Raw genomic sequence first — 14357 nt, forward strand, 5'->3', positions numbered from 1 at the left:
ATCTTCGCCGCGATGCCGCGTCCTTCACCTGGGCGACCCTGGCGGCCGATCGACCGGAACGGCCCGTCGACGCAAGCGCCCATGGTTCCCGTCACCCACTACATGGACCGCTCGGGCCAGGTCTTGGCCGAGGTCTCGCCCCGGCGCTTCTTCTGCACCGCGTGCCACGTGCCCCAGTATCCCGTCGATCCAACGGTCGAGAACACCTTCATCGACACAGACACCCTGCTGCGGCAAGTGCTGGAGGCCGAGTGACATGCATCGGATCTGGCTGTTTCTCAATTGGCTCTGGGTGGCTGATCGTATCGTCGGGGACCGTCGCGGCGGAAGTATCATGGCCCGGCAAAGCCACATCGACATGTAAAGGGTCGGTGGAACAAGGGCCGGAACCTCCGTCCCAGCCTGCCTGCCCGGGCAGTTGATCGGCGGTCTGGCCACGAGCAGTCTTGCCTTCGGGAGGTGCGCCGTCATGATCATCGAGTACATCCGTTACCAAGCCGAGCCAGCCCGTGCGCAGGCCATCGTAGAGGCTTACCGCGTTGCTGCCGCGCATCTTCGGGCCGCGCCCGAGTGCCTGTCCCAGGAGGTGGCCGTGTGCGAGGAAGACGCGAGCGCCGTGACCGTCCGGCTCATCTGGAGCTCGACCGACGGTCACCTTCAGGGATTCCGCCGCGGCGCGCACTTTCCGCCGTTCCTGGCGCTGGTGCGGCCATTCGTGTCCGACATCGCCGAGATGCGGCACTACCGGCCGGTTGCTCTCGACTGAGCTGGCGAACGGACAGGACGCGTCCCGCACCGTCGGCAGGGGTCGCGGTTCGGAGACCATCAGCGGCAAGGGACCTCACCGGCTGCGGGCCTTGCTGATCGGACCGGCCAATGGCCGGCATGGTTGCGAGCGGGTGCGGGCGCTGCGATAAGCCCCCATGGATCGCATGCCCTTCCGCCACCTCGCCTTGGCCCTTCTCGTGGTGGCCGTTTGGGGCACCAACTTCGTGGTCATCCGCGTGGGACTGGATCACCTCCCGCCGTTCCTTTTCGCGGGCTTGCGCTTCGTCCTCGCGGCTTTGCCCGCGTTGGTCGTCCCGCGCCCCAAGGTCGCTTGGCGCTTTCTCGCGGGGTATGGCCTGCTGATCGGGGCGGGGCAGTTCGGGCTTCTGTTCCTGGCCATGCGGGGCCAGATCTCGCCGGGGCTTGCCTCGCTGGTCGTGCAAATGCAGGTGTTCCTGACCATCGGCCTGTCGGTTTGGTGGATGGGCGAAAGGGTGCGGGCCTATCAACTCGTGGCCCTCGCTGTCGCGGCCTCGGGCATCCTGGTGATCGCTCTCAATACGGACGGCACCACCACGCCCCTGGGTCTTGGGCTCGTGCTCCTGGCGGCGCTGTCCTGGGCGGGTGGCAACCTCGTGGCCAAGGCGAGCCGGGCGCGCGATCTCCTGCCCGTGGTGATCTGGGGAAGCCTGTTCTCCTTTCCGCCGCTGCTCGCGCTGTCGTTCGTCTTCGAGGGATGGCCTGCCATTCGCGCCGGGCTTGTGGCCGCCGATGCCATGACCTGGGCCGCGGTGCTTTGGCAGACGGTGGCGAACTCTCTCTTTGGCTATGCCGCCTGGGGCTGGCTCCTGGCCCGCCACCCGGCGGCGGCGATCACGCCCATGGCGCTCCTCGTGCCCGTCTTCGGCCTGGGCGCCTCGGCCTTGTGGCTGGGCGAGCCGCTGCCGGCCTGGAAGCTTGCGGCGGCCGCGCTGGTGATCGGCGGACTTGCGGCGGGGGTGCTGGCGCCGCTGTGGCGGGCGCGCCGAACGGCGTCGGGTTGAGGGCCTGTGCCCGGGTCTGGCCTGGGGCACCCGGCGATTTGGGGGACGAACGCTGACACAACGCTGTTTCCATTCAGTCGGGAGGCGAGGCAGAACCAGCCCTCCAAAGGATGCGATGGATCGCCGACCTCGTCCTCTCGCGGCTGGGAGGCTTCGCCAGTCGTCCCAAAGCCTGAAGTTGTTCACTGATCGGCTGCTAGCCGTCATGAACGTCCGGGGGCTCGATGCTCATGATAGACAGGACCGAGCGGCTTGCCAAAAACTTCGGCGACTTGGTGGCCTAGATCGCGGGCCGATCGCCGCCACGCGAGGCTGGGGGGACGGCGCGGCACTTCTTCCTCTGGCCGCGGCAGGAGCTTGCGCCGCGTCAGGGGCGGCCCGGACCGACGAGTCGCTGCCCGTCGGGGCCGAAGCGGTGCAGGTACGCTTCGTCGAAACCCAGGCGCAGGATGTCCCCCAACGCCACCCCCGGCTGCCCCGGCAGGATGGCGAACACTCGCCGGGGGGTGTCGCCCGACGTTCCGGCTAACTCGCCATGCACCACCGTCTCGGTGCCAAGCGCCTCGATTAGGGCGATGCGAAGATCGAAGCCCGGCTCGTTCCCTTGGGCGAGGCGGAGGTGCTGCGGACGCAGGCCGATGGTCACCTCGCTCCCCTCGGGAACCCCGGCCATTGGCACGCGCCGGCCACCGGGCAGGGCAGCCGTCCCCCCTTCGGCCCGTGTGGGAAACAGGTTCATCGACGGGGCGCCGATGAAGCCCGCAACGAACAGGTTGGCTGGCCGGTTGAAGAGGTCGAGCGGACGCGCCACCTGCTCCACCCGCCCTGCACGCAGCACCACGATGCGCGAGGCGAGCGTCATCGCTTCGATCTGGTCGTGGGTCACGTAGATCATTGTGGTCCCGAGGCGGGCGTGCAGGGCGGCCAGCTCGGCCCGCATGGACACCCGCAACTCCGCGTCGAGGTTCGACAGCGGCTCGTCCAGCAGGAAGGCCGTGGGGTTGCGGACGATGGCGCGCCCGATGGCCACCCGTTGCCGCTGACCGCCCGAAAGCTGGGTCGGGCGCCGGTCGAGAAGGGGCTCGATGTTCAGCATCCGTGCAGCCTCGGCCACCCGGCCCGTGACCTCGGCCTTGGCCATCCGGGTGTTCTCGAGCCCGAAGGACAGGTTCTGGCGCACGGTCATGTGGGGGTAGAGCGCGTAGGACTGGAACACCATCGCCAGGCCCCGGTCGGCTGCCGAGACGCGCGTCACGTCGCGCCCGTCGATCTCAATGGCGCCCGCGCTTGGTTGGTCCAGGCCGGAGATGAGCCGCAGGAGCGTGGACTTGCCGCAGCCGGACGGCCCAACGAAGACCACGAGCTCGCCCGTCTCGATGTCGAGGTCCACGCCGTGGATGACGCTCACGCCGCCAAAGCTCTTGGTGACGCCCTTCAGCGCGATCTGGCTCATGCGAGGCCCCTTACTTGATGCCCGCCCCGGCAATGCCGGCGGTGATGAAGCGCTGGAGGAACACGAAGATCAGGACCACCGGGATCATCGTCACCACCGTCATGGCCAGGATGTAGTGCCACTGGACGTTCAGCTCGCCCGCATAGGTGTTGAGCCCGACCTGCAGGGTGTACAGTTCGCGCCGCGACAGCACGATCAGCGGCCACAGGAAGTCGTTCCAGCGCCAGACGACCGAGAAGATGGCCAGCACTGCCAGCGCCGGCGCGGTGAGCGGCAGCACGATGCGCCAGTAGATCTGCCACTCCGAGGCGTGGTCCATTCGCGCGGCCTCCAGCAGCTCGTCGGGAATGGTGAGCATGTACTGGCGCAGCAGGAACACGCCCGTGGGCGTGGCCACCGTGGGCAGGATCACCCCCCAGAGCGAGTCGAGAAGCCCCGTCGCGTTCACCACAGCATAGAGCGGCACGAGGATGACCGACAGCGGGACCATGAGCGTCGCCACGATCAGCAGCATGACCGCGTTGCGGCCCCGGAAGTCGTATTTGGACAGCGCAAAGGCCGCCATGCTGTTGGTCAGGAGCGTGATGGCCGTCGCCACGGCCGTCACGAAGACCGAGTTCCAGAGGAACCGCAGGAAGTTGTTGGCGACGAGCGGGGCCACGTAGTTCTCGGTCGCGAAGCCGACCTCGCGCACGGGCTCGCGGTCGGCGATGTTGACGTTGATCCGCTCCTCGGGGTTCGCAGGGTCCACCATCTGGCTGTTGGTGCCGATGCGCCGGATCTCGGCCAGGACGACCTCGGTCCCGTCCTCGCGCGTGACCGTGTAGAGGGGCAGGGGCTCGTCGTGGCCCTCCACTTGGGCGGTCTGCTGGACATAAGGAAGAAGCGTGGGCGGGAACTCGGCCAGTTGCGCGGGGCCCTTGAAGGACGAGGCCACGAGCCAGAGCGCCGGGCCGAACATCAGCACCACGCCCGCGGCGAGCCAGGCCCAGGTCACCACATCGGTCCAGTGCCAGCGCCGCCCCTGGCCCCGGCGGCGGGTGAGGAAACTGGTCACGGCGCTCATCGCTGCCCCCCCGCCGAGCTACGGCTCAGGCGCAGTTGCACGAGCGTCAGGACCACGAGGACCCCGGCCATCAGCATGGAGGCCGCCGCCGCCAGCCCCGGGTTCCGCAGGAGCGAGGCGAAGCCCACCTCGTAGATGTACTGGGTCAGGAACAGCGTGGAGGTGCCGGGGCCACCCCCGGTCAGCACATAGGCCTCGTCGAAGATCTGCACGCCCCGGATCAGCGCCAGCACCAGCACGACCGCGAGGTTGGGGCCGAGGAGCGGCAGGGTGATGCGCCGGAACACGCGGGCCGGGGGCGTGCCGTCCATCTCGGCGGCTTCGTAAAGGTCGCGGGGGATCGCCTGGAGCCCGGCCAGCAGGATCAGGGTATAGAAGCCCATATGCGCCCAAGTCGAGACGCCGACCGCCGCCGCGAAGGCAGTGACCCGGTCGTTCAGCCAGACCTGCGGCTCCAGCCCGAGATTGACCACCAACAGGTTGAGGAGCCCCTCGCGCTGGAGAATCCAGCGCCAGATCAGGCCCACGACGACCGGCGACAGGAGGACCGGAAAGAAGAACACCGCCCGGAAGAAGCCCCGCCCCTTGATCTCGCGGTTGAGGATGAGCGCCGTCACCAGCGACACGGCGACCATGAGCGAGACTTGGAACAGGACGAACAGCCCCGTGTTCCGCGCCGCCGTCCAGAACTGGTCCTCCCGGCAGGTGAGCGGACGCGAGTAGTCCTGGCATTCCAGCAGCCGGGCGTACTGCTCTCCGCCCACATAGGGCCGCTGGGCCAGAAGGATCTCGGTGCCGCCCGTCATGGAGTAGGCCAGGTTCAACACGATCGGGATCAGGACGAAGACCCCGAAGATCAGGAGGTTCGGCAGAAGGAAGAAGGCCGCCATGCCTCCGATGCCGGTCCACCGCTGCCAGGCGCGCAGCAGTGGATCGACCGCCCTCGCCAGGAGGACGAGGGGCGCCGTGACGAGGACGCCCGCCCAGTGGCCAAGGGAGGTCATGGCGCCCCGGTCACTGCTGCTGGGCCGCGGCGACCTGGTCTGCGATGTCCTGATCCATCAGGGGCCGCGCCTCCTCCAGGGTCAGCTCGCCCGCCATGACTTGGCTGATCCGGGTGACGAGCGCGCCGTAATAGGCGTTGGCCCAGCGCCAGGCTGGCAGGGCGTCCGACGCGGGCAGCGTCTCGGTCGAGGCCTGCACGAACTTCTCCAGCGCGGGCTGGACGTTGGGGTCCTCGGACTGAAACTGAAGGCCGCCCGCCGCGACGACGCCCGCATGGGCGGGCAGGAACAGGGTACGCTCCGAAAACTCGCGGACCACGGGTTCGGAGGCGAGGTATTCCATCACCTTGGCGACCTCCTCGGGGTTCTGGGTGTACTTGATCGCTACCAGCGCCGCGCCGCCCGCAAGGCCCGAACAGCCCGCATCGCCGCAGGGCGTGCCCACGGCGACCCAGTCGAAGGCGTCGCCGATCTTGGTGCTCAGGTTCGCGACCTGCCAGCTCCCTGAGTAGTAGAAGGGGATCTGCGCGTTGATGAAGTCGTCGGCGGCGGCGCGGTAGGTGGTGCCCGCGGCCGAGACCCAGACCTCGGGCAGCATCAGCCCCTGAGACGTCCAGTCCACGAGCTTGCCCGCAAAGGCCATGGTGCCGTCGTCGATGGGGGCCGGGTTGCCGTCCTCGCCGATATAGTTGGCGCCATAGGACACGGCGGGGCCCGAAATGCGGTGGCCCGAGCGGTCGACGGCGAAGGCCGCCGGAAGCTGCTGGCTGTCCATGACCTGACGGCTGGCCTCGATCCAGTCGTCCCAGGTCGCGCCCTCGCCGGGGATCGCCACGCCGGCCTGCTCGAAGAGCGTGGCGTTAGCGAAGCCGCCCGTCAGCGTGAGCTGGGTCAGGAAGCCGGGGATCGCGTCCGACCCTTCCTCGCGCATCCAGTCGAGGCGGTCGCCGAAGTTCGTTTCCCAATAGGCCGGGTCCGACAGGTAGGGCCGCAGGTCGAGCCAGTGCTGGGCCTGCTCCTTGAGATTGGTGACCCGCGCGATGTCGGGGCCCTGGCCGCTCGCCAGTTGGATCGGCAACTGCTCCTGGATCACCTGATAGGCGACGTTGTCGAGGATGACGTCGATCTCGGGGTTCTCGGCCTCGAAGCGCGACAGGAGGTCCTGGATGACCTCGCCCTCCACGCCGTCCGAATACCACATGATCCGCACCTCTCCTGCGAAGGCGGGCGCGGCGGCGAGCGCCAGCGCGATGGCGGCCGTGGCGGTCCTGATGGTCATGGTCGTTCCTCCCTGTGGTCTTGTCAGCCCGCGGTCGTTGCCGCGCGCCCTTGATCCCTCGCGGCGCCGTCGGCCCCCACGGGTAAGATGTTCCGCGACCCCTGCACCGTCCAGTCGGCCGGATCGAGACGGCGCCCCTCGGCTTCCACCGTCCCATCCGCCAGAAAGCGGACGGGGCCGTAGTCCGGATCCTCCACGGTAATGTCGCCATCCGTGCCTGAAGGGGTGATCCGGGCGAAGCGGGTTGCGAACGCCTCGGCTGCGCCATGGAGCCGTTCGGAGCCCAGGCGGAGGAGCCACCAGCCGGACCTCCCCGCGAGCCGCAATTCGCACCTCGCGCTGGGGCCTTCGGTCACGCCAGACAGTGCCCCGGAGGCCCGGAGCATCAGCCGTCCATGACCGGCCGAGGCCCAGGCCGTGTCGCCCGTCGCCTCGGCACGGTCGAAGGCCGCCGCGGGAAAGAAGGCGTGCGTGAAGTCGGGCTGCGGCGGCACGCCATCGAAAACCACGAGCGCAAGGTCCCGGTACTGCTGCACGCGCGGCACCGAGGCCGAGCCGCCCCAGTAGGAGGGCCGTCCGTAGCCGGAATGAATCACCTCGCCCGGGTGGTTGATCCAGACCTGGGCGTCGGGGTCAGTGCCCAGGCGCGCATGGACCAGCGTTTCCTGATAGCCCCATTCCCCCCAGCGGTAGGCGGCGATGGAGCCCATCGCGTGATCGCGAGTCTTGTGGTGATACAGCTTGGCGATCCGGTCCTGGCCTTGCGCGAAGGTCCACTCCTGCGCGTCGCCCCCGTCCCAGATTGCGCGCGATGCGAGGTCGGGCAACTCCAGCCCATGATCCCGCAGGCAGAGCGCCAGTTGCGGCGTGGCGTGGAACCGCGAGCCATAGCTTCCGGTGCCCCAGAGCATCCGCCCGATGGCCGACAGCTCCAGCGTGCGCGAGGCACGGAGAGTGTGCTCGTAGCTGCGTCCCTGCGCGCCGGTCAGCACGCCGCGATGGGCGGAATTGGCGACGATCTCGACCAGCCGGGCGATCCCGCGTCCCGCACGCTCCCGGATATCAGCGTCAGGCGACAGGGCGTAAAGGGCTGTGAGCCCCTTGAGGTCGATGGGGAAGTACGGCGCGGAGTTGAATTCCGCCATCTCCCAAGCCTCGAAGTGGTCGAGCCAGGCCCGCAGCCGCTCCGCCCCGACGGCGGACTGCTCGGAGCCTTTGCGGCCCGAGCGGGTGAAGGTCGCGTCGGGCAGGAGGTGCCCGCCCAGATGCGCCGCCGTGTGGAAGAGGAGGGCGTGGTTCTCGGAGAAGTACCACTGCACGTCGTCGCCGGGCTCGTCCATCCAGTAGCGGTAGCCGAGGATCGTCTGGTCGGTCCGGGCGCAGAGGTCGTCCCCGAGGAGGTTCGCGAAGCGCATCCGGCACCACAGGAGCGGCACGAGGGCGAAGTCGGCGCAGTCCCAGCAGTCGTCGATGCGGGGCAGGGAGGCCTCGATCATGGCCCGCGTCTCGGGCCCGCCATCGGCCAGCGCGAGGCGGGCGATGGCGCGCACGGTGTCGGCCTCTCCGCCCGAGGCCACGGCTTGCAGGGTTTCCTGCGTCCGCTCGGCCAGCGTCGCGGGCACGGGGCCTTGCGGGTGGGAAATCTCCGTTCCGAACACGCGAGAGGCGGCAAAGCCGGGCACGGCCAACGTCACGTCGAAATGGCGGAAGTCGGCGGGCAGGTTCTCGGCCTGTCCGACCTCTAGCCGGTCGGCCCCGGCGGGCAGCGTCACCTGGATCGGCGGGAAGGGGTCGTGGGACATGAAGTCCCCCTCGACCCGGATGGTGGCCTGCGTGTCCACAGGCAGGGGCCGGGGCAGCACCAGTGCCACCGGGCCGCCGTCATGCGAGACGCGGGGGAAGTGCATGGCCTCTAGCGCGGCCTCCACGGCAGCGGCGTGGTCCGGGTCGCCCTCGATCCGGATGCCGGCTTGCGCGGGCGGACCTTCGAGCCAGTCGAGTTGCGCGTAGAACCGGGTGTCCCGCTCCGCGAGGTCATCGAGGAACAACTCCACGAGGCTCTCGCCCTCGGGCAAGTCCACCTCGACCTCGGTCATGGTTTCGAAGTTGCGCTTGTACTCGGCGGTCCAGAGGACCTCGGTGCCGTTGACGCGCAGGATCGAGCCGCCGCAGGTGGCGAGCCGCAGCCGGGCGCGGCCGGCGCTGTCGCACAGGATCACCGCCTCGGCCCGCGCGGCAAGGCGCGTGGGGCGGAACCAGAAGCCCGACAGATCCAGCCGGGGCGAGCCGAAGCCCAGGATTGTCCGCATATCGCCCGGGGTGGCCCGCTCATCCGGACGGCGGCCTCGGAAACGGTCGGCGAAGTCGGTGCGGCAGGGGTATTCGTGGGGGATGAAGTTCTTCTCCTTGGTCAGGAAGAAGAACGGGTCCATCTCGCCCTTCATGGGCCGGGGCGGGACGTCGAACCGCTCCTCGGCGATGGGCGACACGCGCCAGGCGGTCAGCGGCTGGCCGGGGGCGAGGGGCTTCAGGTGGCGGCTCATCGCAGGTCCCTCACCGGGACGGGGGAGAAGTCCTGATACACCTGGTTCTCGCCCGTCATGCCCCAGACAAAGGCATAGGGGCCGGTGCCGGCCCCCATATGGATCGACCATGCGGGGGAGAGTACCGCGTCCCCGCCCGCCACCACGAGATGCCGCGTTTCCTGGGGTTGGCCCATGAAGTGCATGACCCGGTCGTCCTCGGACATGCCGAAATACAAGTAGGCCTCCATCCGCCGCACATGGGTGTGGGGCGGCATGGTGTTCCAGATGCTGCCCGGCGCGGGGTCGGTGATCCCCATGAGGAGGAGACAGGACGGCATGACCTCCGGATGGATGTACATGCGCAGCGTGCGCTTATTGGACTTGGCCTCGTCGCCCATGCTGACGGCCTTGGACTGGGCTTGCGTCACGAGGCGGTGGGGCAGGTCCGCCCCGGCCGGGACGGAGTTCAGGTAGAACAGCGCCGGGTTCCCTGCGTCGTCCGAGGCGAGCGTCACCTCCTGCGCGCCGCGTCCGACATAGAGGACGTCGCGCGGCCCCAAGGGGAACGCCTGCCCGTCCAGCGTGACTGTCCCGGCGCCGGTGCCGAGGTTGGCGATCCCGCCCTCGCGCGCCTGGAACAGCGTGGCGGTTCCGACCTCCGCGCCGTCGCCGATTTCGATGGACGCGTCCGTGGGCACGATGCCGCCCAGCACCATCCGGTCCACATGGGTGTAGGCCATCCGCGCTTCGCCGGGGGCGAAGATCCCGGGGATCAGGAACTCGGAGCGCAGCTCCTCCGTACCCATGCGGCCCAGTTGCGCGGGCGAGGCGCCGTAGCGCGTGGTCCAGGTGACGGTCATCGGGTCTCCGGATGGTGCAGCGCCTCTGAGAGGCAGAGGATGGCGAGCGACTGGCCATAGCCCGTGGGCTGGATCGGGATGTCGCGGTAGAACTCGAGATCGTGGCCCATGCGAGTGCCGTAGCTCACGCCCCCCACGGTGCCGTTCTCGTCGATCTGGCCCAGCACGTACTCCAAGGCCCGCAGCCCCGCCTGCCGCGCGGCCTCGGGCAGCCGGCCCTGCCGCCCGGCCTTCATCAGGCCATAGGCGATCCCGGCGGTGGCGCTCGTCTCCCGGTAGCTTTCGGGGTCGTCGAGAAGCGTGCGCCATGCGCCGTCCTCGGTCTGGAGCGGCAGGAGGGCCTGCGCCTGCGCGGACAGCACGCCCTCAAGGAACAGGGCGACCGAGGGCGAGAGGGTGCAAAGCTCCGGCAGGTCGGCCAGCGCGGCGGTGATCCAGGCGTTGCCGCGCGCCCAGCGGGCGCGGGCAAAGTTGTCCCGGCGCGGAAAGCTCCATCCGTGGAACCAGAGCCCGGTCTCTGTGTCCGCAAGGTAGCGGGTGTGGACCAGCACCTGCCGCTCGGCCTCGTCCACCAGCGCGCGGCGGCCGGAGGCCTCGCCATAGGCGGCAAGGAACAGCCCCATCATGAAGATGGTGTCGTCCCACAACTCGCCCTCGTTCACCTTGTCGGACACGTCGTGCTGGAACCCGCCCTCCACCGTGCGGGGCGCGTCCGCGATCACGCGGTCGGCCCAGCCGTCGAGCGCCCGGCGCCAGCGGTCGTCGCGGGTGCGGTCCCAGAGCAGCGACAGCGCCAGCATCGGTGCCGTGGTGTTGACGTTGAGCGTGGGCAGCCCCCGGTCCAGCGCGCGGGCGTACCAGTCCTCCAGGATCGTCCGCAGCCGGGGATCGCCCCCGTCGCGCCAAAGCTGGGCGAGGCCGTAAAGGCCCACGCCCTGCGGCCATTCCCACGACTCGAAGCTGATGTAGTCGCCGCGCGTCCCATCGAGGTTCGGCTCGTCGAAGCGCCCCTCGTCCCTGAGGTCCACGAGCCCGTTCACCAGCCGGTCGAGCGCGCCGCGCATGAGCGATCCGTCGAGCATTGTGTTCCTCCTGGCGACGATCCAAGCGGATGCGGCAGGATTGCGCAACCTGTAACCCGCCCCGCCGTCGGGGAAGCCGCCCCTCGCGCAAGGGCCCGGCTGTGCGTGACGCGACAGACCCCTAGCGCCGCGGCCCCGTCCCGAGGGGGGTGGCAGGCGTGGTGGCGGGCACGCGGCCATAGACATGCGGCAGCGAGCAGGTCTTCAACTCGGGCATCACGCGCTGGCCGAAATGCCGCGCCTCGTCGAGATGCGGGTAACCCGAGAAGATGAAGGCGCGGATGCCCATGTTTTGATAAGCCTCGATCTCGGACAGCACCTGGTCGGTTGAGCCCACGAGGGCCGCCCCGCAGCCCGATCGCGCCCGGCCGATCCCGGTCCAGAGATGCGGCTCCACATAGCCGAACTTGTCCGCCAACTCCCGTGTCCGTGCCTGATGCGCGACGCCGAGCGAGATGGAGTCGTGCGCCCGTTCCCGGATCAGCTTGCCGTATTCGTCATCCAGAGCCGCCACCAGATGCTCGGCATACTCCCGCGCTTCGGCTTCGGTATCTCGGACGATCATGTGGACGCGGAGCCCGTAGTCCAGCGTCCGGCCATACCCGGTGGCCCGCTCCGCCACGTCGCGCATCCGCTGGGCGATCTGCTGCTTGGGCTCGGGCCACATCAGGTACACGTCGCAGGCCCGCGCGCAGAGGTCGAGCGCGTCGGGCGAGTAGCCCCCAAAGTAGAGGAGCGGCCCGCCCTGCTGGTAGGGCCTTGCGGGGTCCGTGGGGACGCCCTTGAAGCGGTACACCTCCCCCTCGAAGTCGATGCTGTCCCGCGTCCAGGCCTGCTGTAGGATCTCCACCACCTCGCGCGAGCGGCGATAGCGGAAGGCGCTGTCCGCCACCTCGCCGGGGAAATCCGAGGAGATGACATTGAGCGTGAGCCTCCCCTCCAGCATATGGTCGAGCGTGGCGACCGTCCGGGCCAGCATGATGGGCTGCATTTCGCCGCAGCGGATCGCGGCCAGCATGTTGATCCGCTCCGTCAGCGGCGCCATCCCGGCCACGAAGGACAGCGTGTCCTGCCCGACCTGATAGGACGACGGGCACAGGATGTTGCGGAAGCCCTGCCTCTCGGCCTCGAGCGTGATGTCACGGCAATGCTCCCAGGAGGAGCGCAGCGCCCCGTCCGGCACGCCAAGCTGGGCGTAGTCGTCCGAGCATAGCGCCGCGAACCACGACACCTCCAAGGCATCGAGGTCGGGAGAGGTGATAGGGACGACCGACATCGCTGACGCTCCGGCAATGATCTGGTGGGCTTGCGTAGCATCGGACTTGCCGTGCATCAATGCTGGATCAATTTGCTCTGGCCAGGGACGATGGACGAGGCGACCGAGATGCTGGCAACCGCGGCGCTGCCGCGCTGGATGCAGGTGAGCGAACGGCTGATCCGCGAGATCGGGGCCGGGCGGCTGGTCGACGGCGCGCGCCTGCCGCCCGAGCGCGATATGGCGTCCGACCTCGGGATCGCGGTCGGCACCCTGCGCAAGGCCCTCGCGGACCTCGCGGCCAAAGGCTTGCTGGAACGGCGGCAGGGCTCGGGCAACTACATCCGCCACCGCACCGGCGTCGCCAGCGTGTATTCCCTGTTCCGTCTCGAACTTGTGGAGGGCGGCGGCCTGCCCACCGCCGAACTGATCGCGCTGGAGCGCCGGGCGAAGCCGTCGGACGCCCTTGCCTTCGGGCCCTCGCCCGAGGGCCACCGCATTCGCCGCCTGCGCCGCCTGGACGGCATCCCCGTGGCGCTGGAGGAGATCTGGCTCGACGCGGCGCTGGCACCGTCGCTTCGCGCGGAGGACCTGTCGGAGTCGCTGTACCTGTCGTACCGCGACCTGTTCGGCCTCCAGATCGCCCGGGTCGAGGACCGCATCGGCGTGGCCTTGGTGCCGGACTGGGCTCTTGGTGCTTTTGCTCCGGCTGCGGGAACGCGGGTCGGCCATATCGAACGGGTGGCGGCGCTTCCGGACGGGACCGGGGCCGAATACTCCCGGACCTGGTTCGATCCGGACCGGGCCCGCTACGTCTCGCGCATGACCAGGGAGCCGGCATGAGAACGCTGAACTACGGCCTTGTGGGCTGCGGCATGATGGGCCACGAGCACCTGCGCAACATCGCGCTGGTTCCGGGCGTGCGGGTCGCCGCGGTGCATGACCCCGTCGAGGCGCAGGCCCAGGCCATGGCGCACCAGGCCGGCGGGGCCGAGGTCGCCCCGAGCTTCGACGCCCTGATCGCGCGGCCCGACCTCGACGCCCTGGTGATCGCGAGCCCGAACGATCTCCACATGCCCCAGCTTCTTCGCGTCGCCGCGACGCGTCCGCTTCCGGTGCTGGTGGAAAAGCCGCTTTTCGTATCCGCCGAGGATCGGGCGGGCGTGGACCGGCTGGCCCGCAGCTATCCCGCGCCGATCTGGGTGGCGATGGAGTACCGCTACATGCCCCCGATCGCCGCCTTCGTGGCCGAGGCGCAGGCCGCGACGGGCGGTGTCCGGATGCTCACGATCCGGGAGCATCGATACCCGTTCCTCGCCAAGATCGGGAACTGGAACCGCTTCAACAGCCGGACCGGAGGCACCTTCGTGGAGAAGTGCTGCCACTTCTTCGACCTGATGCGCCTGATCCTCGGGTCCGAGCCGGTGCGGGTCATGGCGTCCGGCGGACAGGCCGTGAACCACAAGGACGAGCGCTACGACGGCGCGGCCCCGGACATCTGGGATCATGGCTACGTCCTCGTGGACTTCGAAAGCGGCGCCAAGGCCATGCTGGAGCTTTGCATGTTCGCCGAAGGCTCGCGCTATCAGGAGGAGCTTACGGTCGTGGGTCCGACGGGCAAGCTCGAATGCCAGGTTCCGGGCCCGTCGCGGTTCTGGCCACCCGAACTGGGAGATCCGCCGGTGCCCCGCCTGATCGCGAGCCCGCGCTGGCCCAAGGGACCGATGTCGTGCGAGGTTCCGGTGGCCCCCGCGCTCCTCGACGCCGGCGACCACAACGGCGGCACCTTCTACCAGCATCTGCGCTTTGCCGCCGTCGTGCGGGGCGAGGCACGGCCGGACGTGACCCTGCAGGACGGCCTTCGCGCGACGGCCATGGGCTTCGCGGCCGAGGCCAGCGCTCGATCCGGGCAGTCGGTCGCGTTCTGAGCGGTCGTAGCCCGTCCGTGGCAGGACTCCCGGCCGAGAATCCTGGTCGGTCGCCCCTTTCGCGCCCGAACTGTCGGCCCTGAGCGATGGGTGA

General features: G+C 69.2%; 13 protein-coding genes. 5 read left to right on the forward strand and 8 right to left on the reverse strand.

From position 1 onward, the window contains the following. Positions 1-81 precede the first annotated feature (81 nt). The 3 genes from FHG66_RS13540 to FHG66_RS13550 all read left to right on the forward strand — a co-directional run bounded on the left by FHG66_RS13540 (position 82) and on the right by FHG66_RS13550 (position 1811). Positions 82-255 (forward strand): nitrate reductase cytochrome c-type subunit, encoded by a 174-nt coding sequence (locus FHG66_RS13540; protein WP_342777491.1) that lies wholly within the window; start codon positions 82-84, stop codon positions 253-255. 214 nt (positions 256-469) lie between these two features. Beyond that, positions 470-766 carry a putative quinol monooxygenase gene (locus FHG66_RS13545; protein ID WP_139077591.1) on the forward strand — a complete coding sequence of 99 codons (297 nt, stop codon included), beginning with the start codon at positions 470-472 and terminating at the stop codon, positions 764-766. A gap of 157 nt (positions 767-923) precedes the next feature. Then, positions 924-1811 carry an EamA family transporter gene (locus FHG66_RS13550; RefSeq protein WP_139077592.1) on the forward strand — a complete coding sequence of 296 codons (888 nt, stop codon included), beginning with the start codon at positions 924-926 and terminating at the stop codon, positions 1809-1811. A 367-nt stretch (positions 1812-2178) separates the two neighbouring features. Here FHG66_RS13550 and FHG66_RS13555 read toward each other — a convergent pair whose 3' ends face one another. The 8 genes from FHG66_RS13555 to FHG66_RS13590 form a co-directional block, all read right to left on the reverse strand. Next, a complete protein-coding gene (locus FHG66_RS13555; RefSeq protein WP_139077593.1) occupies positions 2179-3264 on the reverse strand; it encodes an ABC transporter ATP-binding protein in 1086 nt (361 codons plus the stop codon). Between the two features lie 10 nt (positions 3265-3274). Next, on the reverse strand, positions 3275-4330 hold the full coding sequence (locus FHG66_RS13560; RefSeq protein ID WP_139077594.1) for a carbohydrate ABC transporter permease: 1056 nt from the start codon (positions 4328-4330) through the stop codon (positions 3275-3277). After that, entirely contained in the window at positions 4327-5334 is a 1008-nt protein-coding gene (locus FHG66_RS13565; protein WP_139077595.1) for a carbohydrate ABC transporter permease, read from the reverse strand. Before FHG66_RS13565 ends, FHG66_RS13560 begins: the two co-directional genes overlap by 4 nt. Before the next feature lie 10 nt (positions 5335-5344). Continuing rightward, positions 5345-6613 carry an ABC transporter substrate-binding protein gene (locus FHG66_RS13570; RefSeq protein ID WP_139077596.1) on the reverse strand — a complete coding sequence of 423 codons (1269 nt, stop codon included), beginning with the start codon at positions 6611-6613 and terminating at the stop codon, positions 5345-5347. A 23-nt stretch (positions 6614-6636) separates the two neighbouring features. Then, positions 6637-9156, reverse strand: coding sequence for a hypothetical protein (locus tag FHG66_RS13575; RefSeq protein ID WP_218013855.1), 2520 nt, complete (start codon positions 9154-9156; stop codon positions 6637-6639). Then, on the reverse strand, positions 9153-9998 hold the full coding sequence (kduI, locus tag FHG66_RS13580) for a 5-dehydro-4-deoxy-D-glucuronate isomerase (RefSeq protein WP_139077597.1): 846 nt from the start codon (positions 9996-9998) through the stop codon (positions 9153-9155). Before kduI ends, FHG66_RS13575 begins: the two co-directional genes overlap by 4 nt. Next, complete coding sequence (gene bglB / locus FHG66_RS13585; protein ID WP_139077598.1) at positions 9995-11080, reverse strand: beta-galactosidase BglB; 1086 nt, start codon at positions 11078-11080, stop codon at positions 9995-9997. The genes kduI and bglB overlap by 4 nt, the downstream gene beginning before the upstream one ends. 121 nt (positions 11081-11201) lie before the next feature. Beyond that, positions 11202-12356 (reverse strand): LLM class flavin-dependent oxidoreductase, encoded by a 1155-nt coding sequence (locus FHG66_RS13590; RefSeq protein ID WP_139077599.1) that lies wholly within the window; start codon positions 12354-12356, stop codon positions 11202-11204. Between the two features lie 90 nt (positions 12357-12446). Here FHG66_RS13590 and FHG66_RS13595 point away from each other — a divergent pair, with 90 nt between their 5' ends. Further along, a complete protein-coding gene (locus tag FHG66_RS13595) occupies positions 12447-13178 on the forward strand; it encodes a GntR family transcriptional regulator (protein WP_246082603.1) in 732 nt (243 codons plus the stop codon). After that, positions 13175-14263 (forward strand): Gfo/Idh/MocA family protein, encoded by a 1089-nt coding sequence (locus FHG66_RS13600; protein WP_139077600.1) that lies wholly within the window; start codon positions 13175-13177, stop codon positions 14261-14263. The genes FHG66_RS13595 and FHG66_RS13600 overlap by 4 nt, the downstream gene beginning before the upstream one ends. The last annotated feature ends 94 nt before the right edge of the window (positions 14264-14357 follow it).

This window comes from Rubellimicrobium rubrum, assembly GCF_006152115.1.
Classification (GTDB): domain Bacteria; phylum Pseudomonadota; class Alphaproteobacteria; order Rhodobacterales; family Rhodobacteraceae; genus Rubellimicrobium; species Rubellimicrobium rubrum.